A 22,610-nucleotide genomic window follows, 5' to 3' on the forward strand; every position below is an offset into this window, starting at 1 on the left:
AGAAAGTCATTTTTATAGTGCTGCAATCTGTCGCTGTCGTACAGCCTCGAAGAGGAGGATGGCCGCAGAGACACTGACGTTAAGGGAGTCGAGGCGTCCCAACATAGGGATGCGGATATGTGCTGATGCCGCCTCCCGCCACTGTTGGGTGAGTCCTGTGGCTTCAGTACCCATGACGATAGCAGTAGGCTGTTGCATATCAACATCATAATAGAGGTGGGAATCCTGCAGTTGTGCTGTCAGAATCTGTATGTTTCTATCTTTCAAGAACTGGATACATTCCTCTGACGAGCAGGCAACGGTCGGTACGGTGAAGATTGCCCCGATACTGCTGCGTATCAGATTAGGGTTGTGGAGGTCTGTCAGTGGATCGCAGACGATCACCGCGTCAGCCTGTGCAGCATCAGCAGAACGGAGTACCGCTCCGAGGTTGCCAGGCTTCTCTACGCGTTCTAAGATGACGAGTAATGGTGATGAAGACAGTTTCAGTTCGTTCAGCGTCAGTGGTTTGTCGAAGACCACGGCAACGACTCCCTCTGTAGATCCTCGGTATGCGATTTTCTCATAGACCTTGGGTGTCACGGTGAAGAGGTGTGGTGCAGATGGTCTGGTGTCTTTTGCTAACTCAGGGCACAGGAAGACGGACTCTATCTGATAGCCAGCCTCCTGACAGTGTTGTAGTTCGCGGAGTCCCTCAACGACGAAGACGCCTTGTTTGCGGCGCTCTGATGATTTCTGTTGTAGGAGAACCAGTCGTTTGATCTGTGGGTTCTGAAGACTTGATATTACTGTTTCGTTCATCATATTTATTCTTTGTTTTGATGCTGTTTGTGGTGCATCATCGCACTGAATGGGTTTTGATTTGCAAAGTTACGACTTTCTTCGACAAATATCGCACGGATCACCGGAAATTTATCCACGGAGGGCACTCTAAATAATCCACGGAGGACACGTTTTTTTATCCACGGAGGACACGGAGGACACGGATCATCGGAATTTAAACGGAATTAATACGGATGTTTTTTAGTTGCCTGAAGGCAAGAAATCTTTGGGGGAAATCTTCTTTAAGATGTTGCTTCGCAAGAAATGAATCATCGGATCATCGGAATTTAAACGGAATTTAAACGGAATTTTTATCCACGGAGCACACTCTAAGCAATCATCGGAATTTAAACGGATGTTTTTTTGGATTCTTCGCAAGATTTGATATACAAGCAACAACGGGCTGAAGGCCCAATGGCTTCCTTAGCCCAGGGTAACACCCTGCGGACTTGATGTAACATATACACCTACGTCCTGTAAGGACAAAAGTATTTACCTAGATAGGCTGATATCAAAAATCTTTAACAAAAATATTTGACCAAAATACGCTCGAGTACCTCGCTTTATGGAGGGATTTTTTGGGGATCGCATCGGAGATGCTCGAAATCTAAACAAAAATCTTGAACTAAAATCTCTAAACACTAAACACTAACCTATAAACTCTAAATACTCCGTGTCCTCCGTGTGCTCCGTGGATTTTTTGGGGTTAGCGTTAAGGTTATACAGTATAGTGTTAAACTTTGAAAAGTGTATGACGGAAATCAAAATTATTTCTTAACTTTGCAGTATCAATTCCAAGACTCATGACAGAACAACAGCAAGACAAGCAATGGGGAGGGCGCCGGAAAGGTGCAGGGCGGCCACCAACAGACAGTAAATCATTTACTTTCCGTGTACCAGGCGACGTAGCACATATCATTGATTCACAGGAGAATAAAACAGAGTTTATCAAGCGTTGCATCATCAGAAGCATACAGGGAGACGAGGCATCCGCCAATACCTTGTCGTGGGGTAACGTATATCCCGCTACTCGTCTCAAAGAGATGCACGTGCCTTTCTTCGATGTACGTATTGTGGCAGGGTTTCCCCTACCCCTTGACAACGACGAGCGCAGTCAGGACATTGACCTGCTGAAGATGTTGTGTGCCAATCCAGAGGCCTGTTATCTGATTCGTGTCAAAGGGCGTTCGATGATTGATGCCGGTATTATGGATGGCGATATTGTCATTGTGGATAAGAGCAACCGCACCCCGTCTCCTTCGGAAGTTGCAGTATGTGAACTGAATGGGGAATACACCCTCAAGCGTTTTGAACGCCGTGGTGACACCGGTTGGCTGATTCCTGCCAATCCCGACTATCCAGAGATAGAGATCACCCCCAATGATTCATTCAGTATTTGGGGCACCGTCACCTATATCATCCACAAGCCCCATTGAGACCATGTATGCCCTGGTAGATTGCAACAGTTTTTTTTGTTCGGTAGAGCGTGTATTCCATGCTGGTTTGCGCCACAAGCCCCTGGTGGTCTTGTCGAGCAACGATGGCTGTATTGTGGCGCTCACCCCTGAAGCCAAAGCCATTGGTCTTCATCGTGGTGACCCGATATTCCAGGTGGAAGACATTGTGAAGGCCCATCATGTAGAAGTGTTTTCAGGTAATATGTATCTCTATGCCGCCATGAGCAAGCGTATCACCAGTATCTTACGCCATTCCATCCATCAGGTGGAGAACTACAGTATCGATGAGAGTTTCTGTAATCTAACAGGCTATGGAGGTCATTTCGACCTTGTCGGTATGATGCGCGACATAGGACGTAAGATTCAACTATGGACAGATATTCCTGTCAGCATTGGCATTGCCCCTACTAAAACATTGGCCAAGATGGGTAGTAAGTTTGCCAAGCAATATCGTGGTTACAAAGGAGTATGTCTCATTGAGAGTACCGCACAGCGTCGTAAGGCCCTGTCGATGTTCGACCTTTCTGATGTTTGGGGCATAGGGCGTCATACCCTTGAGTGCCTCAACTATCACGGCATCAGTACGCCATTGGAGTTTGCAGACAAGAGTGAGGCATGGGTGAAGTCACATTTACACAAGCCAGGAGTACAGACATGGCTTGAACTCAATGGTATTCCTGTTATCGATACGTCAGAGGTTGTGCGCAGAAAGACCATCTGCACCAGTCGTAGCTTTGGTGATATGGTCAGCGACCTTGCTTCCTTAAAGGCAGCAGTAGCCTCTTTTTCCGCCAGTTGCGCCAATAAGTTGCGTGCAGACGGATCGGCAGGCAAGACGGTGAGTGTATTTCTTTATAGCAACAGGTTTCGTGAAGATCTTCCGCAATACAACAATACTGCATCGGTGTCTTTGTTACTCCCCACATCGGACACCATGGAACTGACTCAAGCAGCTCTACGCGTGCTTTCAGCCATCTATCATCCCAATATCCTTTACAAGAAGGCAGGTGTTGTCATCAGTGATATTGTGTCAGCGACTCCTATGCAGACCGACCTTTTTGATACGATTCATAATCGGCAAGAGCGCAACAGTCTGATGAATACGACAGACCGCCTTAACCACCGTTATGGATTGAAAACCATTCGATTGGCAGTGGAAGGTACGGAACGGCAAGCCTGGATGGTGAAATCTGATCACCGTAGTCCTAACTATCTCACTGACATCACTCAACTCCTTACTATCCGCATCTGAAATGTCACACGGATTGTTTTTATCCACGGAGGGCACTCTAAATAATCCACGGAGGGCACGGAGGACACGGATCATCGGATTGTTTTCGTTAAGCCATGAGCAGAATAAAGCTCGCTTTAATTATGCCGTGGCGAGAAAACAAAGGCGTAGCCAATTTAAACGGAATTTATACGGATGGTTTTTATAGCCTGAAGGCTAGAAATCTTTGGAGGAAATCTTTTATGAGATGTTGCTTCGCAAGAAATAATTCAATTACACACGAAAATATTGAGAATAATATTTAACAAAAATCTTTTCTGTATTCTCCGTGTCCTCAGTGTGTTCCGTGGATTTTTAGTTGCCTACGGCAAGAAATCTTGGAGGAAATCTTTAATAAAATATGGCCGGAGGCCAGAAATTATTCATCCTCTATAACCTCTAACCACTAACCACTAAACTCTAACCTATAACCTTTAAACTATAACCTTTAAACTATAACCTTTAAACTAAACACTCCGTGTTCTCCGTGTGATCCGTGGATTTTTTTGATTTTCCTTTAATTTTCTTTCTTTGTTTCTGTGATTTTTTGTACTTTTGTCTGATTAATAAAAAAAAGCGATGAAGAACCAATAACAACAAAACATAAAACTAAACAATGAAAAAGAACATTCAATTGGTCGTGAGTATTGTCATGACTGTGGTGTCAATGACCCTCTTGACATCCTGTGAAAAAGAATTCTCTGAGGTAACCCCAGTTAACCCAGAAAGTAGTTTGACTGTTACCACTCGCTCGGAGAGTGGGGCTGAAGAAGTGGCGTATCCTGTGGCTGTTTATCTGTTTGATGCCAACAAGGCGTGTATTGACTTTCGGCGTATCGAATCTGCTGACGCGAGTGTTGTCTATGACTTGGTAGAAGGTGTGTATGATGTGTATGCCTTCGGAGGTGTGGCAGAGGGAAAATATACGTTGCCCAGTGTGAAAGAGGCTACACTTGCTTCTGTGATTACCTTGCAAGACGGACAAGAGCATGGGGACTTGATGAGGGCAAACAGTTCGGTGACTACGACGAAAGGAGAAGCTAACACTATCAACCTGTTGATGAATCGCTGTGTGTCGAAGATTGAATCTATCGTCATCAAACAGGTTCCTGACGATGTCACTGCTGTGAGTGTGACGCTGTCGAAGACGTATAAGAGTATGGCTTTTGACGGTACAATGAAAGATGTGAATATTGAAGTGATCACACTGGAAAAATCTGGTACGGAATCGGGTACATGGGAGTTGAAAACACCAAGACACGTGTTGTTTGATGTTGATGCATCTGCCTCTGTGAAGATTAGTATGACAACGAATGGAAATGCTAAAGGTTATACCTATCAGTTGACCGATAAATGGAAAAGCAACTATCTATATCATATTGATGCTACCTATACTGAGAAACAAAATTTTCATGTGACGGGTACTATCACGGGGGCTACATGGCAGGGTACTGAGGATATCGTCTTTAACTTCGATGAGACCAATACTCAGGATGGAGGTTCTGGTCCTACTATCAATGAAACAGCTCCTGAGGTTGGTACCCTTTATAAAAGGTGTTATGTATTGAGTCGCACCGAAGAAAGTAATGCTATCAAGGTGGTGCTGTTGCATCCGAATCAGTATTCAGATGTATGTAATGGTACGATGAGTCAAGAAGAAGCTCGTAATTCCATCAATTCTAAATTGTCGGAAATCGCATCAGAAAATGAAATAACTGGTTGGCACTTGCCTAATGAAGCAGAAATGGATGTTATTTATTCGACAGGAACAGGTATAATAAATCAAAAAATACCAGCTCCTAAGTTAGAGAATAATGAGGATTATTTTTATGATGACAACGGAACGATTAGAGGGTATCTACTCAGCTCTAAAGTTAAGAGAGATTTAAGACTAACTACTAATAAAGCAATTCTCCGTCCTGTTGCTGTTGCACGGTTTACAAAATAATAATTTGAGAATAATGATGATGCGTCCGGGTGATATACTTGGGCGCATCTTTTATGTTGTCACAGAAATCAATCATCGGAATTTATCCACGGAATTATTTTGGAAGTTGCTTCGCAAGAAATCTTTGGGGGAAATCTTCTTTAAGATGTTGCTTCGCAAGAAATATTGTGGATTCGCAGTTTATCTCCAAACGAAATCTTTAACAAAAATCTTTGACCAAAATACGCAACAGTACGTTGCTTTGCAGGAGGGGTTTCTTGGGGATCGCATCGGAGATGCTCGAAATCTTAATGAAAATCTCAAAGAGAATCTTTAACTAGAATCTATAACCTTTAAACTATAAACTTTAAACTATAAACTATAAACTATAACCTTAACGTTTACCTTAACGCTAACCACTAAACACTAACCTATAACCCATAACCTATAAACTAAACACTCCGTGTCCTCCGTGTGATCCGTGGATTATTTTCCGGAGCACCAACGTTTCTGTGATTTGCCTTTGGCTTATTCTGTCACGACTCGGCAAAGTGAAACCGAGTTTTCCCTCTGCTCTCACTGTTCCAGAATATCTGTGTGACGTTAAAAGGAAGCGCACATGGTGGGGAAAAAATCCGTGTGACGGTGAAGCGTTATTTCTTGGGTGGACGATTTTTCCATTGTTTCATGGCATGACGGAAGAAGCGGTCTTCAGCCTCAACGGCAGCAAGGACTTTGCTGGCAGGAACCACCCGCATCATCTTGTTATGGAATTTCTGTTCGATGGTTTTGAGTTCAATATTCAGTTTGTCGCGCTCTATCAAAGCCTTACGGCAAGCCTCGTTGTCGTTAGGGTGTTCGCGTAGCGTCTTGTGCGTATTTCTAATTCTTACAAACACCGTTCGTTGGCGGCTGTGCATCTGTTTCATCAAAGGGATGAGTCTATCAGCCTCTTGCGGTGTGAGGTGCGCTTTCTTTATCACGTATGCCGTGAGTTCTGCATCGAATTGTTTTGGAGAGAACTTTTGGTTGTTTTGAGCCCAGGCTACTGACGTCATCATAGCCATGACGATCATTAACAGTATGGTGTGAAACTTAGTCTTCATTGTTGCAGGATTTTGTGGGTCATCAATTATCTTCGAGATAGGCATAGATGTCAGTATTATCAATCATGGCATAGTCAGCAGCCTCATCAACAAATTTATCGCCAGACATTTCTGTTGCTTGCACCTTATAGACATGTTGTGGAGAATCCTGTTGGAAAAGGAGAGCGGTAGCTACTACCATGACAGCGAGACAAGCCGCAGCAGCCGATAGCCATAATCTTACCGTCCGATGTTTATGAACAGCAACAGTAGGTGTAGCACCATGCTGTTCAGCATCGGGTAGATTTGTCATGATTCTCATTGCCAAATCGTCGAAATATCCTTCTGGCACTTTGAAAGGTTGTTTTCCTTTCATTTGCTGGTGTATATATTTCTCTTCGTTCATTGTTTCTTTTTTTTGTTTGACGTATAATGGCGCAAAAGGTTTAATCCTTCTGATTGAAAAACTCGGTGATCTTCTTCACTGCAATATGATAAGACGCTTTCAGCGCCCCTTCAGTTGTATCGAGGAGTTGGCTCATCTCACTATATTTCATATTGTCATAATAGCGCAGGTTGAAAACGGTGCGTTGCACATCAGGGAGCGAGGCTATGGCCTGTTGGAGTTGCGCAGCTGTTTCGTCCCCATCAAAATAAGGGTCAGCCATGAGTCTATCAGCCAGTTCTGCTTGTTTGTCAGCATCGATATTCACCGCTTTATTGCGTTGGCTTCGGATGAAGTTAAGACTCTCGTTGATGGCAATACGGTAAAGCCATGTAGAAAGGAGTGACTGTTGTTGGAAAGAGTCGATATTAGTCCATGCTTTCAGCATCACATTCTGCATCACATCGTCAGCATCATCATGTGTGAGGACCATACGTCTCACCTTCCAATAGAGCGTTTCGCTATATTGGCGTACCACAATCTCAAAAGCCTTACGTCTTGTTTCAGGTCGTTTGAGAAGTTCTACGAGTTGTTTTTCGTTGAATTTCTCCTGACTCATGATATCGTTTTTATTTCATTCCAGATCGCATCATCATAAGCATAGACGTCAGGATAGTATTGAAGCTGTCCCTCTGCATCGGGGTAGATTGTATAATACACAATGTATATGGGTACGGGGTGTGGCAGTCGCATGACAGACACCAGGCGATAGGTTTTCTCCTCCAGCAACGGGTGTTTCCGGATGTAGTCACGTCCACGTTGTGTCTCGGGTCGGATTCCCATAGAGATACGTATGCGTTCCAGCGTCCATTCATCAGCATCTTCGAGCAGGTATTGTGCGAACTCAAATGGTTTCTGTATCCTCACACATCCGTGTGACACCATTCTGACGGCATTGGCAAAGAAGCCCGGTGATGACGTGTCGTGCAGATAGACCGAATAGTTATTTTTAAATCGGAATACGATACGTCCCATGGCATTGCCAGGTCCACCCTCCTGTGCAACGCGACATATACCATTGGTCAGCATCTGTCGGGTCACGAATCGGGCATCTATATGTTTTCCTGTAGCCCGTTCGATGATATGGTATCTATGTTTTGCAAAATAGCTACTATCTCCTGCGTGTCGTGCCACATCCTTATTGATGATGCTTTGCGGGATGCCCCATTCGGGGTTGACTTGGAAATAGGTGATTTCGCTAGAAAGCAGAGGTGTACGTGTTTCGCTTGTTCCACAGCCTATGCGCATGGAGTGGCATTGGTCCTCCTGGTAAGCATAAAGTTCGAATGCCGGTATGTTTACCACCACACGACGTCCGCTCAGAGAAACTTCGTGTGCTTTGCGCCATCTGCAACGCTCCATATTGACCAAGATACGGCGTCGGTCAGGTCCTTTCGCATCGTGGAGTTTCTTTTTGAGTTCTTTATAGAGTGGATCAGTCGGTTCGTTTCTATCCATCTCCTCACCCACCCTATTGGCAAGGACCTCATTGAATGCCTGTTGATAGAACTCAGCGGAAGGGTGTTCAACAGGTAAGTCGTAGAGCAACGTCATCTTCCCTCTCATTGTCCCTGTGGTATCCGCCTTAGCCGTTTGAAAGACATAAGCCTTGTGTGGGTTGACGAAACCATACCGCTGTCCTGTGACAAGTCGGAGATAAGCCTTAGAAAGTCTATATTCCAGACTCGCACATATTTTTCCAGCAGGATGTGATTGATCGAAATCCAAGTTACGTACACGTTGTGCATCCGCTTCTATTTCATCGATTTGAAAAGCCTGTGGAGAAAAGCCATATTCATCTATTTGGTGCAATCGGGCAATGAGAGAATCCGCTTGCGGTCGCAGTCCATAGCGGTCAGTCCATAGTAACGCCCCATTGTTTTCATAGTATTGTGCCATGAATTTATATCGGCTTGACGCATATTGCCGGCATGATTCCACAATATATTTCCTGATGCTTTGCGCATCCATGACATATTGTTCGGACTTCATTTCTCCGATGACATTCTTTATTGTCTCAACATCTTGTTTCTCATGGTGACCGTTACATGCTGTAAACAGGATGACAAGAGAAAGAATTGCGAAAATCAGAGAATGACTTTTCTTGTCACTTTGCCAACCTTGATAATGTAACACCCTTTTGGAAGATTAAGTTCGATTTTCTGCGCAGGACTATCTATTCTAACAGTCATCACATGGCGTCCGATCAATGAAATGACCTCCAATATCTTGCCTTGTGCGCCCATCACATGAACAGCATTTTTCGCTACAGAAATATGGATTTCTTCGTTGCCAGCCTCGCGCGCAACAGACACCATGTTGCTATTCGCAGCCTGAACAGGCAGCGTCAACATTGCAGTTGCAAAAAGTGCTATCAACAATAGCAATCTCCTCATGTGATACGGTTATTTATTTATAATTTGTTGCAAAAATAAGAATATTCTTTGAAATATCAAAATTTTCACTCTTGTTTTCACCGATTTATTCCACATCAATGGTCAATCCCTCGTTGGCAAGCATGGAATCAGGGAAAATCTGTTTGGCCTCGTCAAGCAGTATTTTTTCGTCTTCACACCTTGAAGAATAATGTCCCAACACCAATTTTCCAGCCTCAGCATCACGTGCCACCATGGCAGCCTGTTGAGCTGTGGAGTGCATGTATTTCTCTGCCAGAGCCACATATTCCTCTGTGTAGGTGCTCTCATGGTAGAGCACACTCACCCCTTTGATTCTCGATGCAAGGTTCGGAATATAGCGTGTGTCGCTGCAATACGCATAGCTACGAGGAGGATCGGCAGGTTCAACGAGCAGGCTATTGCTCACCCGTTCACCATCTTCACTCACCCAGTCAGCTCCCGCCTTGATATTATTGATTTGAGACACGGGAATATGGTAGGCATCCAGCACGTCGCGTCGGATATGCGGCAAGGTCGGTTTTTCGCGGAAGAGGTATCCGCAACATGGCATTCTATGTTCGAGGGGAACAGTCTCCACGGTCAGTGAACGATCTTCATAGACCACTTGTTGCTGTCGGGTATCAACATCATGAAACACAACCTCATAGTCGAAATCATGGCAGAAGATCTTCATCTGTTGCCGCATCACATCTCCCAGTGGTGCAGGTCCATAGACATCGAGTTTTGCCGTACGTCCCAGGAGTCCGAATGTGCTCAGCATGCCAATAAGTCCGAAGCAATGGTCACCATGGAGATGGCTGATAAACACAGCAGAAATTTTGGTAAACCGGATACGTGAGCGTCTCAGTTGCATCTGAGTACCCTCTCCACAATCTACCATAAACAGTTTTCCCCTCATCTCCACCACTTGCGATGAGGCAAAGTGGCGGAGTGTAGGCAGTGCGCTTCCGCACCCAAGTATATGCACACGAAATGGTTCCATGTGAGAACAGTCGGTTAGTATTTCGAACAGCAATTATATTTTAAAGTCTTCACTCGAAGCCTCTTCAAGTTTGATGTCCGAGTGTTCTTTCTTAGTTTGTTGACGACCATATTCAAAGGTATCCTCAGCATCCTTGATGATGAGAGAGTCGGCAGTCAGTTTGATGATATTATACAAGGCAATATCTTCGATACCTCCACCGCTTTCGCGTTCGCTCACCACTTCAAGTTGTCCGTTCAACAAACGCCAGGTTTTGTAGATGATAGAACTCTGTTCAATACCTTCCACCACACCACCTTCTTTGATGCTGAAGCCCACTTCATCACTTCCGTCAAGCGGATTGGGCATCACCCAATTTCCGAGCAATGAGGTCTGGTTGATGACACAGACCGCTGTATTTTTGTCAGTTCCCGGCACTACGGCAATTCTGTCGCCCGCCTGGAGTCCTCCAAACACTTTATTATTATCCACAGCCGCTGCAATATCAAAGGTCACGGTATCTCCGAGGTCAGTAATGATTTGCAAGGTATGCATGGCAGTTCCGTCTCCACAGACACCATATACTGTCTTGTCTTGAAGTACGTTGCTTGTTGAGTCACCACTGTCAAAAGGTACACGTTTTTCTTTTCCTCCGCAACTGCAGATAGTCACAATTGCCATGGCTACCACGGCAAATGGAATCAAATTTCTTTTGGTTAACATCATCATTTTATTAAATTTTTGGGTTGATTATTCCTGTGCTTTTGCTTCGTTCCAAAGTTGGTCCATTTCCTCCAGCGTCATCTCAGTGAGCGGTTTACCCACTTTGAGGCTGTGTTGCTCAATATAATTGAAGCGTCGGATGAATTTCTGGTTGGTCAGTTCCAAGGCATTATCCGGATTGAGATGATAAAGTCGGGCAGCATTGATGACAGAGAAGATGAAGTCTCCCAATTCCTCTTCCGACCGCTGTTTATCCTCTTTCTTGAGTTCTGTTTCCAGTTCGGTAAGTTCTTCACGCACCTTTGCCCACACATCCTGCCGGTCTTCCCAGTCGAATCCCACATGGCGTGCTTTGTCCTGGATGCGATAAGCCTTGATGATGGAAGGCAGCGAGGCTGGTACACCAGACAGTACGGTTTTGTTGCCGTCCTTTTCTTTCTGTTTGATTTGCTCCCAGTTGTCCAACACCTTTTCTACACTGTCAGCCTTCTGATATTCACTGGCTTCACCATTCTCGCCATAAGGCAATGGCAGGGGATGAGAGGCTCCCACCTGCGAAGGGTGATAGACATGAGGATGACGGAATATCAGTTTATCAACCAAATGGTTACAGACATCGGCTATATCAAATTGTTGCTTTTCTTCTCCCATTCTGGCATAGAAACCCACATGGAGCAACACATCTCCGAGCTCCTTGCAGATCTCTTTCACATCATCCTTGATGAGTGCATCACACAACTCATAAGTTTCCTCTATCGTATTGGGACGCAGGCTTTCATTGGTCTGTTTTTTGTCCCACGGGCATTTTTCCCGAAGTGTGTCGAGAACATCGAGCATACGCCCGAAAGCTTCCATTTTTTCTTCTCTTGTATGCATTGTCATTATAATTACAATAGTGCAAAGGTACTAAGAACCAAGCGAAAAACCAAAATTTTATTTGGCATTTTCCTTGCTTATTAGTACCTTTGCACATTATTAAAGAAGATTTATTATATTTAATATGGAATTAGCAAGTAAATACGACCCAAAAGAGGTTGAATCGAAATGGTACCAATACTGGTTGGACAACAAGCTGTTTGCCTCAAAACCAGACGGACGTGAACCCTACACTGTTGTCATCCCGCCCCCCAATGTCACTGGCGTGTTGCACATGGGCCACATGTTGAACAATACCATTCAGGATATTCTTGTACGACGTGCTCGTATGGAAGGCAAAAATGCATGTTGGGTTCCTGGAACCGACCATGCTTCTATCGCTACCGAAGCCAAGGTGGTGAAAAAACTTGCAGAACAGGGAATCAAGAAGCACGATTTGAGTCGAGACGAGTTTCTCAAACACGCATGGGAATGGACCGACGAGCATGGAGGCATCATTCTCAAGCAGTTGCGCCGACTGGGAGCTTCATGTGATTGGGACCGCACATCATTCACCATGGACGAGAAACGTTCGGAGAGCGTCATCAAGGTTTTTGTGGATCTCTTCAACAAGGGACTCATCTATCGTGGTTTACGCATGGTGAACTGGGATCCAAAAGCCCTGACAGCACTTTCTACCGAGGAGGTTATCTACCGTGAAGAGAAAAGCCATCTCTTCCATCTCAAATACTATGTTGACGGACTCACCTCACTGGACAATGAAGAAGCACTGCTGGCAGAAGGCAACATCATTCATAAGGATGCCAAAGGCTATTATGCTGTTGTGGCCACCACACGTCCTGAAACCATCATGGGTGACACCGCTATGTGTATCAACCCGAAAGACCCGAAGAACCAATGGCTCAAGGGCCGTAAGGTCATCGTACCCCTTGTAGGTCGTGTGATTCCTGTCATTGAAGACCGATATGTGGATATTGAGTTTGGTACAGGATGCTTGAAGGTTACCCCTGCCCACGACACCAACGACTATATGCTTGGCAAGACCCACAATCTTGAGACCATCGATATCTTCAATGCCGACGGAACGATTTCCGAGCAGTCTCCACTCTATGTAGGTATGGACCGCTTCGACTGCCGTAAGAAGATAGCAGAAGACCTCAAAAAGGCAGGACTGATGGAGCGTATTGAGGACTACACCAACAAGGTGGGCTACTCTGAGCGCAACCCAGACACCGCTATCGAGCCACGTCTCTCTCTCCAGTGGTTCCTCCGCATGCAGCATTTTGCAGATATTGCGTTGCCTCCCGTTATGGACGACGACATCAAGTTCTATCCTGAGAAATATAAGAACACCTACAAGAACTGGCTTGAGAATATCCAAGACTGGTGTATCTCCCGTCAGCTCTGGTGGGGTCATCGCATTCCTGCGTATTATTATAATGAGCAAGGTGATTTCGTTGTGGCAGAAACCCGCGAGAAAGCCCTGCAGTTGGCCAAGGAGAAAGATGCTACTATAACCGATGCTGACCTACGTCAGGATGAAGATGCCCTCGACACATGGTTCTCCTCTTGGTTGTGGCCCATCTCACTCTTTGACGGCATCAACAATCCCGGCAATGAAGAAATCAACTACTATTATCCCACGAGCGACCTTGTTACTGGTCCGGACATTATCTTCTTCTGGGTTGCCCGCATGATCATGGCTGGCTATGAATACGTAGGGAAGATGCCGTTCAAACACGTTTATTTCACAGGTATCGTGCGTGATAAGCTGGGGCGTAAGATGTCGAAATCTCTCGGCAACAGTCCCGACCCCATCGAACTCATCGAAAAATACGGTGCTGACGGTGTACGCATGGGAATGATGCTTTCTGCTCCTGCAGGCAATGATATACTCTTCGATGACTCTCTCTGCGAACAGGGTCGTAATTTCAATAATAAGATCTGGAATGCCTTCCGTCTGGTAAAAGGATGGCAGGTGGCAGACATTGAACAACCCGAGGCCAGCAAGACTGCAACAGCATGGTTTGAAGCTAAGCTCAAAGAGGTCAACGAGGAACTGCAGGATCTGTTCTCCAAATACCGCATCTCTGAAGCCCTGATGGCTGTCTATAAACTCTTCTGGGACGAGTTCTCAAGCTGGTACTTGGAAATGGTGAAGCCTGCCTACATCAATGGCGAGGCACAGCCCATCGACAAAAAGACCTACGAGGCTACACTCCATTTCTTCGATATTCTCTTGAAGATGCTTCACCCCTTCATGCCGTTCATCACAGAAGAACTGTGGCAGGCTCTCTACGAGCGCAAGAACGGCGAAAGCATCATGCGTGAGAGTCTGCACCTTGATGCCCCCACGGATCAGGAGAAGGCTCTTGCCGCTGACATTGAGTTGGTGAAGCAGATTGTGTCGGGTGTACGCATGGTACGCAACCAGAAGAATATCGCTCCGAAAGAGGCACTCGTTCTTCAGGTAGTGGGCATCAACCATTACGAAACTTACACCGATGTGATTGTGAAGATGGCCAATATCAGCGAGATCGATACTGTGGCAGAGAAAGACACTACCGCTGCTGCCTTCATGGTAGGAACTGATGAGTTTGCCATTCCTCTTGGCAACATGATTGACATTGCTGCCGAGATAGAAAAGCAAGAGGCTCAGTTGAAGCACCTTGAAGGATTCCTGGCAGGCGTCATGAAGAAACTCTCTAACGAGCGCTTTGTAGCCAATGCTCCTGAGGCTGTCGTTGCCCTGGAGCGCAAGAAGCAGAGCGATTCAGAGGAGAAGATTGCAGCACTGAAAGAATCATTGGAAGCACTTCGTGCACAACAGTAATCTGTATTCATATATTTAAGAAACGGCGCGGTGGGCATTCCCCACCGCGCCGTTTCTCGTTTTCTAAATCAGGCTGTTCGCCATGTTTCCCATCAAATATAACCACCAATCAATTGGATTTGCGGTTAAGGTCTTAGTAAGATTTCATGCTTCGTTTTCTTGATTATTTCCCACGAAAGTAGTAATTTTGCAGTCTAATACAAAAAGACATTACTAACTCATGATTATACCCATCACATCACTCTCACATCCAGGTATCGAACTTTTCAGTAAGTTGACCGAAGCACAGCTGCGACAGGTTAAAGAGACAGAAGAAGGCATTTTCATTGCAGAAAGTCCGAAAGTCATCAGAGTAGCATTACAGGCAGGTTGTCAACCGATAGCATTGCTTTGTGAAGAGCGGCATATTACAGGTGACGCCAGTGACATCATCGCTGCAATAGGTGATGTGCCAGTCTATACGGGGCCACGACATCTTCTCACAGAACTGACCGGCTATGCGTTGACAAGAGGTGTATTGTGTGCCATGAAGCGATGGAGCATGCCTCAGGTGGAAGACATTTGCCACGATGCACGACGGGTGGCTGTTATTGATAACGTGGTAGATACCACTAATATCGGAGCCATATTCCGGTCGGCAGCTGCATTGGGCATTGACGGTGTGCTGTTGACCAGAAACTCATGTGACCCGCTCAACCGCAGAGCGGTACGCGTATCAATGGGATCGGTGTTTCTCGTACCTTGGACATGGATAGACGGCCCTATCAGTTCACTTCATGATTATGGATTCAAGACAGCAGCCATGGCGCTGACCGACGACTCCGTAGCTTTAGACCATGAGACACTGAAGGAAGAGCCTCGGCTAGCCATCGTTTTGGGAACAGAGGGAGACGGCCTCCCCCACGATGTAGTGAGTGATGCCGATTACGTAGTGCGTATTCCCATGTCCCATCAAGTCGATTCACTCAATGTGGCAGCAGCATCGGCTGTAGCATTCTGGGAATTGGGCAAGCGTTAGAGTTTCTCTTTGAGGTAACGTCCTGTCACACTCGTTTCACATGTTGCCACCTCTTCAGGTGTGCCTGCACATACAAGGTTACCACCACGGTCACCACCGTCGGGACCAAGGTCTATGATATAGTCGGCACACTTGATGACGTCAAGGTTGTGTTCGATGATGACTACGCTGTGGCCTCGACTGATCAGTGCATCGAAAGAACGGAGCAGTCGTTTAATGTCATGAAAGTGAAGACCAGTGGTAGGTTCGTCGAATATGAACACCGTAGGCGACTGTTTCTCCTGCCCTATGAAGTATGCCAATTTCACACGTTGGTTCTCTCCTCCCGATAGCGTAGATGAATTTTGTCCGAGTTTGATGTAACCCAGTCCCACATCCTCCAACGGTTTGAGTCGGCTGACGATAGTTTTCTGGTTGTATTCCCCAAAGAATTGAATGGCCTCTGAAATGGTCATTCCCAATACCTCATCAATATTCTTGCCTTCAAAGCGCACGTCTAAGATATCGCGCTTAAAGCGGTGGCCGTGACATGCTTCACACTCCAATACGAGATCTGCCATAAACTGCATCTCCACATTGATGACACCCGCACCTTTACACTCTTCACATCGTCCGCCTTCTGCGTTGAATGAGAAATACTGCGCTGTGAAGCCCATTTGCTGCGCTAATGGCTGGGCAGCAAAGAGTTCGCGAATGGCATCATAGGCTTTGACGTAAGTGGCTGGATTGGAACGAGTGGATCGTCCTATTGGATTCTGATCTACAAATTCTACGCGTTTCACTGCATCAATATCTCCGGTAAGACCGCTAAATTCGCCAGGCGCATCACATACATCCCCCAGCAATCGCTTGAGGGCGGGATAAAAGATTCCCTTGATAAGGCTCGATTTTCCACTTCCACTGACTCCCGTCACCACCGTCATTACATTGAGTGGGATGGACACATCCACTCCCCGAAGATTATTCATTCGCGCACCATTAATATTGATTTTGCGATTCCATGGTCTGCGGGTAGAAGGCACAACAATAGTATCTTTACCAGACAGATAGCGGAGCGTGTGACTGTGGGGATTCTCTTCCAACTCCTTTTCGCTGATTTGCTTAACATCCCCTTCAAACACAATTTCACCTCCGAGTCGGCCTGCATCAGGACCTATATCGATGATATAATCGGCAGCACGCATCATCTCTTCATCATGTTCCACCACGACTACGGTATTGCCAAGAGCCTGTAACTGGCGGAGCACACGGATGAGACGGTCGGTATCACGACTATGAAGACCTATACTGGGTTCGTCAAGGATATAGAGTGATCCTACGAGCGATGAACCGAGCGAGGTGGTGAGATTGATACGTTGGCTCTCACCGCCCGACAGCGTGTTTGACATGCGGTTGAGGGTGAGATATCCGAGACCTACGTCCAGCATAAACTGCAAACGGGAGTTGATTTCCGTCAGAAGGCGTTTAGCTATCTGTGCATCTTGCGGTTCAAGGTCGAGTTGGTCAAACCATGTTTTCAGTCGCACAATGGGCATTTCCACAAGGTCGCTAATGCTTCTGCCTGCAATTTTCACGTAGTTGGCTTCGGGCTTCAGTCGTGATCCGTGACACTTCGGACAAGTGGTTTTACCACGGTATCGGCTCAACATCACACGGTATTGTATCTTATACTGATTTTCTGTTACCATGCGGAAGAAATCATCTATCGACACCCGTTCTCCCTTAGCACGTTTGCGGTCTGACGGCAAGCCGTGCCAGAGTTGGTTTTTCTGCTTTTGTGTCAGATTATAATAGGGTTCAAAGATAGGAAAATCGTCAAGGGCTGCTCTGCGACAGAATTCCTCTTTCCATGCTTTCATCTTTTCACCATGCCAGCATACCACACAACCGTCATATACCGACAGTGACGTGTCAGGAATCACCAAGTGTTCGTCGATACCGATGATATTGCCAAAACCCTGACATTCAGGACAGGCTCCGGCTGGAGAGTTGAACGAGAACATATTGTCGTTAGGTTCTTCAAAGGTGATTCCATCCGCTTCAAAACGCATAGAGAAATCATAGGAAATCATCGAAGGCATGAACACCAACCGACATTCTCCATTACCTTCATAGAAGGCTGTTTCTGTAGAGTCTGTCAATCGCGACACAGCATCTTTGGCGGCATCTACCGCCATACGGTCTATCACGAGGTATAGACCCTCAGCAGTCGTTGCCGTTTCTGCTTCTGGATGCACTTGCAGATAATCGTCTATGCGCGAGAGTTCGCCCTTGGCAAACAAGCGAGAATATCCATTATAAACGTAGGTTTTAAGTTGCTGACCCAATGTACGCGATTCAGGGAGTACTACAGGAGCCATAATCAAGAAACGAGTTCCTGCCGCATATTGCTGGGTACAAGCGATGATATCCTCCGTGGAATGTTTCTTCACCTCTTGACCACTAATCGGCGAGTAGGTTCTACCTATTCGGGCAAACAGCAGTCGGAGGTATTCGTAAATCTCTGTGGTAGTACCTACAGTAGAACGAGGATTGCGTGAAATCACACGCTGTTCGATGGCAATGGCAGGCGGAATACCTTTGATAAAGTCACATTCGGGCTTGTTCATACGTCCTAGAAACTGACGAGCATAACTCGACAGGCTCTCCACGTAGCGACGCTGACCTTCAGCATACAAGGTATCAAATGCCAATGACGATTTACCACTGCCACTGACTCCAGTCACCACAATCAGTTTGTTGCGGGGTATCTTCACATTGATATTCTTAAGATTGTTGACCCGCGCACCTTTTATCTCAATATAGTCGTTCATATTTATATCCAAATGAACCACAAAGTTAGGGAAAAGAGACTGAATAACAAAGAAAATCATACTTTTTCTTTTATTTAAGAATATTATTTGTAACTTTGCAACCAAACTAGGAAACAACAAACTTACTAAAACATAATTTTCTATGAAGCACTATTTACTCACAGTCATTGCGTTGCTAGGACTATGTACAGGTGTCAACGCCACCGATATAACCACGTTGTCATGGGCTGATGTCTGCAACGGAAAAATGGGAGCCGAATGGTATGGTACCGATGAGGCTAAAGCCATCGCCGATATTGTGCTCGATGTACAGAAGACGACGGGAGGATGGATGAAAAATGATCAACTACACAAACTCACTCCCGATCAGTTAGCAAACCTGAAGGCTAGTCGCGATGAGCATTCCTGTCTCGATAATGCGGCAACAACACAGGAGATGCGATTCTTGGCAAAAGTATGGCAAGCCACAAAGATAGAAAAATACCGTACAGCCTTCACTAAAGGTCTTGATATGATCTTCACTTCGGAGAAATCATGCGGCGGATGGTCACAATACTGGCCGCTGTCGGGCAACGGCAGTTACCAAGACTACATCACCTTCAACGATGACCTCGTCTCCAATGTGATGAAACTCTTGCGTGACATCAATAACAACAAGGGCGATTTCACCAATATTGCAGACGAAACCATACGCACTAAGTGTATGACATCTTTCAATAAAGCCATCGACGTGATTCTGAAATGCCAAATCGATGACAATGGTGTCAAGGCTGCATGGTGTGCACAGCACGACCCTGTCGATTTTCTGCCAGCAGAAGGACGCCCTCACGAACTGCCTTCTGTCAGCGGATATGAATCTGCCAACCTTATCTCCTTCTTGATGACTGTCGAGAAACCTTCTACCGAACTCCAGGAGGCTATTACAGCGGCTGTGACTTGGCTCGACAACCATAAGATAGAGGGTAAGGCCATTGAAGATTTCACAAATGCAAAAGGCGAGCAAGACCGTCGTATCATCGACAAAAGCGGTAGCGCTATTTGGGGACGATTCATACAGATTGGCGGTGAGAGTGGTAAGAAAATCTACGACAAATTTTTCAAAAAACTGGAAGAGCGTGGCAAGAAGCGTACCTATAACTACAACGGCGTAGATTATACCTACACCGAAAACGAAATTGCTACGTCGAGCTACAAAGCTGAAAATGCCTACAAACCCATCTTCTCTATCTACAAAAACGAGTACCCTCACCTCTTCTATCGTTTCCTCTATAATTATGCTGATACCGACCCGGTCATCGATAGCAAGGGTGTACCTGTGGCTACCTCGCTGATGGCTACTAACAGAGCCAGTTACCAGTATCTCGGCAGTTGGTGTCAGAAACTCATCAGCGAAGAGTATCCCGCCTGGAAAAAGCGTATCGATGCCACACAAGGCGGCGAAGGTGAAGCCTTTGAGCTCTCTGCAGTCACCTACTCAGAAGAATCCACTGGAGATGGTCTAAACACCTACCATTTTAACAATGGATTTACCGTGTCAAATGCGAAAGGCAAAGTCTATGGTGCTGGAAAAAACAATACGATCAAGTATTCTGCCAATGCCTACGATATCAATATTCCAGAAGGGAAAAAAGTGGTGAAAGTCACCTTTACAGGATACGATAACTACGATGCTGATGCTTACATCAAGAACGTCAATGGAGTTAACTATTCCAGCACAGATTATGTATTCCCTGCAAAGGTTGACGATACATACACTACTGTTTCTCACTCTTTTAGTTTTACTGAGGCACCTGTAGAGAAAAAACTGTCATTCTCTATTGGCAACAAGCAATGTTGCTTGATTATCTATGTCTATTGTTCATCGGCAACAGGCATCGAACAGATTACTATCACACCCAATAAGACTTCGCGCAAATACGTCAAGAATGGTAAAATCATCATTGAGAAGGGCAATAAAAAATATGCCATCAACGGACGTCAGATTTAAGCCTCTATAACATTCTATACAACTTATAAGGAACAAGGTTATCTTCATTGTGAAGAATTACCTTGTTTCTTTTTATTAAAACTACTTCTTCAATAGAAAAGCATATTATTAATAAGACACCTTAATACTAAATCAATCATCAGGGGCAATATAAAACTGACAGTTTTACCGTTTTTTCGCAAATAATTTCTTATAAAAACCCTTTTGACACTGCTATAAAAAGGACAGAATTAGCCATTTTTCGTTATATCAATACTGCTTTTATACTTTTTTAAGAGTTTTTTCGTGCTTCGTATGAAAATAAACTTTAACTTTGCAGCAATAATTTGTAAGGTCTATGCAAAAATTCTTTTTTTTATTGCTACCTTTGTTTGTAGCACATCTGTTCTCTTGTTCATCAGAGGACAACAACACAGTAGTGACAGAACCTGTCTCAGTAAAAGTCAGTTTTTCTGGATTTGATTTTTCAGTACTTCCTGACCAAAATTTCGCAACGTCACGTGCAAGTGCTGCAGAAGCACAAGTGACATGTATCGCATTTAAGGTTTTCGACGAAAACAACAAAGAGCTTTATACTGAAAACAAAACAAAAGGAGAAAACGAAAACTTCGATCAGATTAATTGCGAGCTTCCAGCTGGAAAATACACTTTCGTAGCTGTGGCACACAAGGCTAAAACTCCAAGTAACGGAGCTGCAAACATCGTATCTCCAGATAAAGCGGTCATCAATGATATCATACTCTACAAGAGTACCTATGCAACAACGATGTCTGTTGATATTACCAGAGGTGAACCTAAAGAGGTTACTATGAACTTTGGCAAACGCATCACAGCATCATTCATGCTTCGTATAACAGACCCCTACCCTGAAGAAGTAGATGAAGTGGAAATCATCATCGACCCAGATCAGAATGTAGGTACTCCAAACCAATACACTTTCAATCCATCTACTGGATTTAGTTTTGCAAAACAATCATACACAACTAATTTCTACAAGAAAAATACGCCAAACAATTCATTCATAGACGGTCCAATGATTTCATGTTTTCTGACAGCAACAGAACAAGTTGTCAATGTAAAGGTCAATATGAAGGATAGTTCTGGCAAACTGATTCGCACGCGTACATTTAATGCGGTAACGCTGAAACAAAATTGTACGACCAAAGCAACAGGGTACTTCTTTACCAATTCTGTCAGTAATGGATACACATTCGACACGACTGACGATGAGGAGCTATCATACGCATTCTAACAATTATTGATTATAAGTCTAATCATTTCAGAACGTCCATTACTCCATCTATAGTAAAAGCAATTATTAAGATAAAGACCATCACTATATTTATTATATAGTGGTGGTCTTTCTTTAAAGCCTTACTAACTCTCATGTGACAGAACATATAACCGCACTCAGATACCACTCCGGATTGACACGGAGTGTTTAATCTACTCCATAATTTGCAGTAAAGCGTTACAGATAACAGTATAACGGTTTTTGAAAACCGCACACGGATGGTAAGGAATGTCACGAAGTTATTGCATTGACAGCTTCCTATGCGATTTTGATTTCTGAGCTTTTAGTTGAGATGTAAGGTCAAGGTTACGGTTGTAGATGCTACGGATTTTAGTTTTGTCCTTACAAGACGTGGTTGGGGTATGCTGCATAATGTCCTCAGGGCGTTGTCCTGGGCTGTGGAAGCCATTGGGTTTTAAGCCCTCCTTTGCTTGTGTATCGAAATCGTGAAAATAATCTTCAACTATTTTCCGTGTACTGTGTGTTCCGTGGATCCGTGTACTGTGTGTTCCGTGGATCCGTAAAGGGAGGAAACGAAAAAAGCACCTTGCTTCATTGCTGAAACAAGGTGCTTTGTAAAAGATGGCGGCCTCCTACTCTCCCGCATTGCATTGCAGTACCATCGGCGCAAGTGGGCTTAACTTCTCTGTTCGGAATGGGAAGAGGTGGAACCCCACCGCAA

18 protein-coding genes and 1 rRNA gene are annotated in these 22,610 nt (G+C 45.0%); 8 read left to right on the top strand and 11 right to left on the bottom strand.

Translation table 11 applies throughout. The features are described 5' to 3' along the window. Window positions 1–12: 12 nt before the first annotated feature. Entirely contained in the window at window positions 13–804 is a 792-nt protein-coding gene (locus CIK88_RS08670; protein WP_371591541.1) for a TrmH family RNA methyltransferase, read from the bottom strand. Between the two features lie 821 nt (window positions 805–1,625). Between CIK88_RS08670 and CIK88_RS08675 the strand changes: the two genes are divergently transcribed. The 4 genes from CIK88_RS08675 (at window position 1,626) to CIK88_RS08690 (ending at window position 5,813) form a co-directional block, all read left to right on the top strand. Next, on the top strand, window positions 1,626–2,258 hold the full coding sequence (locus CIK88_RS08675; protein ID WP_094435900.1) for a LexA family transcriptional regulator: 633 nt from the start codon (window positions 1,626–1,628) through the stop codon (window positions 2,256–2,258). After that, window positions 2,203–3,531, top strand: a complete 1,329-nt coding sequence (locus CIK88_RS08680) for a Y-family DNA polymerase (RefSeq protein WP_254046879.1) — start codon at window positions 2,203–2,205, stop codon at window positions 3,529–3,531. Before CIK88_RS08675 ends, CIK88_RS08680 begins: the two co-directional genes overlap by 56 nt. 634 nt (window positions 3,532–4,165) lie before the next feature. Then, window positions 4,166–5,497, top strand: a complete 1,332-nt coding sequence (locus CIK88_RS08685) for a fimbrillin family protein (RefSeq protein ID WP_094435904.1) — start codon at window positions 4,166–4,168, stop codon at window positions 5,495–5,497. Between the two features lie 13 nt (window positions 5,498–5,510). Then, complete coding sequence (locus tag CIK88_RS08690) at window positions 5,511–5,813, top strand: hypothetical protein (RefSeq protein ID WP_094435906.1); 303 nt, start codon at window positions 5,511–5,513, stop codon at window positions 5,811–5,813. Between the two features lie 316 nt (window positions 5,814–6,129). Here CIK88_RS08690 and CIK88_RS08695 read toward each other — a convergent pair whose 3' ends face one another. The 8 genes from CIK88_RS08695 to mazG all read right to left on the bottom strand — a co-directional run bounded on the left by CIK88_RS08695 (window position 6,130) and on the right by mazG (window position 11,983). Next, a complete protein-coding gene (locus CIK88_RS08695; protein WP_144007269.1) occupies window positions 6,130–6,582 on the bottom strand; it encodes a hypothetical protein in 453 nt (150 codons plus the stop codon). A gap of 22 nt (window positions 6,583–6,604) precedes the next feature. Next, the gene (locus CIK88_RS08700; RefSeq protein ID WP_094435910.1) at window positions 6,605–6,967 is read right to left on the bottom strand and encodes a hypothetical protein; all 363 of its coding nucleotides are present in this window, start codon (window positions 6,965–6,967) and stop codon (window positions 6,605–6,607) included. A 40-nt stretch (window positions 6,968–7,007) separates the two neighbouring features. Beyond that, window positions 7,008–7,565, bottom strand: a complete 558-nt coding sequence (locus CIK88_RS08705; protein ID WP_094390915.1) for an RNA polymerase sigma factor — start codon at window positions 7,563–7,565, stop codon at window positions 7,008–7,010. Continuing rightward, the gene (locus CIK88_RS08710; RefSeq protein WP_094435912.1) at window positions 7,562–8,998 is read right to left on the bottom strand and encodes a L,D-transpeptidase family protein; all 1,437 of its coding nucleotides are present in this window, start codon (window positions 8,996–8,998) and stop codon (window positions 7,562–7,564) included. Before CIK88_RS08710 ends, CIK88_RS08705 begins: the two co-directional genes overlap by 4 nt. Before the next feature lie 95 nt (window positions 8,999–9,093). Then, a complete protein-coding gene (locus CIK88_RS08715; RefSeq protein ID WP_094435914.1) occupies window positions 9,094–9,402 on the bottom strand; it encodes a T9SS type A sorting domain-containing protein in 309 nt (102 codons plus the stop codon). 85 nt (window positions 9,403–9,487) lie between these two features. Further along, complete coding sequence (locus CIK88_RS08720) at window positions 9,488–10,405, bottom strand: ribonuclease Z (protein ID WP_094435916.1); 918 nt, start codon at window positions 10,403–10,405, stop codon at window positions 9,488–9,490. 33 nt (window positions 10,406–10,438) lie between these two features. Further along, window positions 10,439–11,113 (bottom strand): lipocalin family protein, encoded by a 675-nt coding sequence (locus CIK88_RS08725; RefSeq protein ID WP_094390911.1) that lies wholly within the window; start codon window positions 11,111–11,113, stop codon window positions 10,439–10,441. A gap of 21 nt (window positions 11,114–11,134) precedes the next feature. After that, window positions 11,135–11,983, bottom strand: a complete 849-nt coding sequence (gene mazG / locus CIK88_RS08730) for a nucleoside triphosphate pyrophosphohydrolase (protein ID WP_094390910.1) — start codon at window positions 11,981–11,983, stop codon at window positions 11,135–11,137. A 124-nt stretch (window positions 11,984–12,107) separates the two neighbouring features. Here mazG and CIK88_RS08735 point away from each other — a divergent pair, with 124 nt between their 5' ends. Both CIK88_RS08735 and CIK88_RS08740 read left to right on the top strand, forming a co-directional pair. Next, window positions 12,108–14,816: a valine--tRNA ligase gene (locus tag CIK88_RS08735; RefSeq protein WP_094435918.1), complete on the top strand. Its 2,709-nt coding sequence runs from the start codon at window positions 12,108–12,110 to the stop codon at window positions 14,814–14,816. Window positions 14,817–15,036: 220 nt separating this feature from the next. Further along, window positions 15,037–15,834 carry an RNA methyltransferase gene (locus CIK88_RS08740; protein ID WP_094390908.1) on the top strand — a complete coding sequence of 266 codons (798 nt, stop codon included), beginning with the start codon at window positions 15,037–15,039 and terminating at the stop codon, window positions 15,832–15,834. Here the strand turns inward: CIK88_RS08740 and uvrA are convergent. Further along, a complete protein-coding gene (uvrA, locus tag CIK88_RS08745; RefSeq protein WP_094435920.1) occupies window positions 15,831–18,647 on the bottom strand; it encodes an excinuclease ABC subunit UvrA in 2,817 nt (938 codons plus the stop codon). The genes CIK88_RS08740 and uvrA overlap by 4 nt on opposite strands. Window positions 18,648–18,789: 142 nt before the next feature. Here uvrA and pelA point away from each other — a divergent pair, with 142 nt between their 5' ends. Both pelA and CIK88_RS08755 read left to right on the top strand, forming a co-directional pair. Next, entirely contained in the window at window positions 18,790–20,634 is a 1,845-nt protein-coding gene (gene pelA / locus CIK88_RS08750; protein ID WP_094390906.1) for a pectate lyase, read from the top strand. 337 nt (window positions 20,635–20,971) lie between these two features. Next, window positions 20,972–21,886: a FimB/Mfa2 family fimbrial subunit gene (locus CIK88_RS08755; RefSeq protein ID WP_094390905.1), complete on the top strand. Its 915-nt coding sequence runs from the start codon at window positions 20,972–20,974 to the stop codon at window positions 21,884–21,886. Between the two features lie 622 nt (window positions 21,887–22,508). Here CIK88_RS08755 and rrf read toward each other — a convergent pair. Then, window positions 22,509–22,610: ribosomal RNA gene (gene rrf, locus CIK88_RS08760) — 5S ribosomal RNA — on the bottom strand; the annotation flags it as partial.

Origin of the sequence: Prevotella sp. P5-50 (assembly GCF_002251295.1) — a bacterium.
GTDB lineage: Bacteria > Bacteroidota > Bacteroidia > Bacteroidales > Bacteroidaceae > Prevotella.

Coding starts and splice junctions, on each gene's coding strand:
- CIK88_RS08670 (WP_371591541.1), bottom strand. CDS start 804: ATGATGAACGAAACAGTAATATCAAGTCTTCAGAACCCACAGATCAAA.
- CIK88_RS08675 (WP_094435900.1), top strand. CDS start 1,626: ATGACAGAACAACAGCAAGACAAGCAATGGGGAGGGCGCCGGAAAGGT.
- CIK88_RS08680 (WP_254046879.1), top strand. CDS start 2,203: ATGATTCATTCAGTATTTGGGGCACCGTCACCTATATCATCCACAAGC.
- CIK88_RS08685 (WP_094435904.1), top strand. CDS start 4,166: ATGAAAAAGAACATTCAATTGGTCGTGAGTATTGTCATGACTGTGGTG.
- CIK88_RS08690 (WP_094435906.1), top strand. CDS start 5,511: ATGATGATGCGTCCGGGTGATATACTTGGGCGCATCTTTTATGTTGTC.
- CIK88_RS08695 (WP_144007269.1), bottom strand. CDS start 6,582: ATGAAGACTAAGTTTCACACCATACTGTTAATGATCGTCATGGCTATG.
- CIK88_RS08700 (WP_094435910.1), bottom strand. CDS start 6,967: ATGAACGAAGAGAAATATATACACCAGCAAATGAAAGGAAAACAACCT.
- CIK88_RS08705 (WP_094390915.1), bottom strand. CDS start 7,565: ATGAGTCAGGAGAAATTCAACGAAAAACAACTCGTAGAACTTCTCAAA.
- CIK88_RS08710 (WP_094435912.1), bottom strand. CDS start 8,998: ATGAAGTCCGAACAATATGTCATGGATGCGCAAAGCATCAGGAAATAT.
- CIK88_RS08715 (WP_094435914.1), bottom strand. CDS start 9,402: ATGAGGAGATTGCTATTGTTGATAGCACTTTTTGCAACTGCAATGTTG.
- CIK88_RS08720 (WP_094435916.1), bottom strand. CDS start 10,405: ATGGAACCATTTCGTGTGCATATACTTGGGTGCGGAAGCGCACTGCCT.
- CIK88_RS08725 (WP_094390911.1), bottom strand. CDS start 11,113: ATGATGATGTTAACCAAAAGAAATTTGATTCCATTTGCCGTGGTAGCC.
- mazG (WP_094390910.1), bottom strand. CDS start 11,983: ATGCATACAAGAGAAGAAAAAATGGAAGCTTTCGGGCGTATGCTCGAT.
- CIK88_RS08735 (WP_094435918.1), top strand. CDS start 12,108: ATGGAATTAGCAAGTAAATACGACCCAAAAGAGGTTGAATCGAAATGG.
- CIK88_RS08740 (WP_094390908.1), top strand. CDS start 15,037: ATGATTATACCCATCACATCACTCTCACATCCAGGTATCGAACTTTTC.
- uvrA (WP_094435920.1), bottom strand. CDS start 18,647: ATGAACGACTATATTGAGATAAAAGGTGCGCGGGTCAACAATCTTAAG.
- pelA (WP_094390906.1), top strand. CDS start 18,790: ATGAAGCACTATTTACTCACAGTCATTGCGTTGCTAGGACTATGTACA.
- CIK88_RS08755 (WP_094390905.1), top strand. CDS start 20,972: ATGCAAAAATTCTTTTTTTTATTGCTACCTTTGTTTGTAGCACATCTG.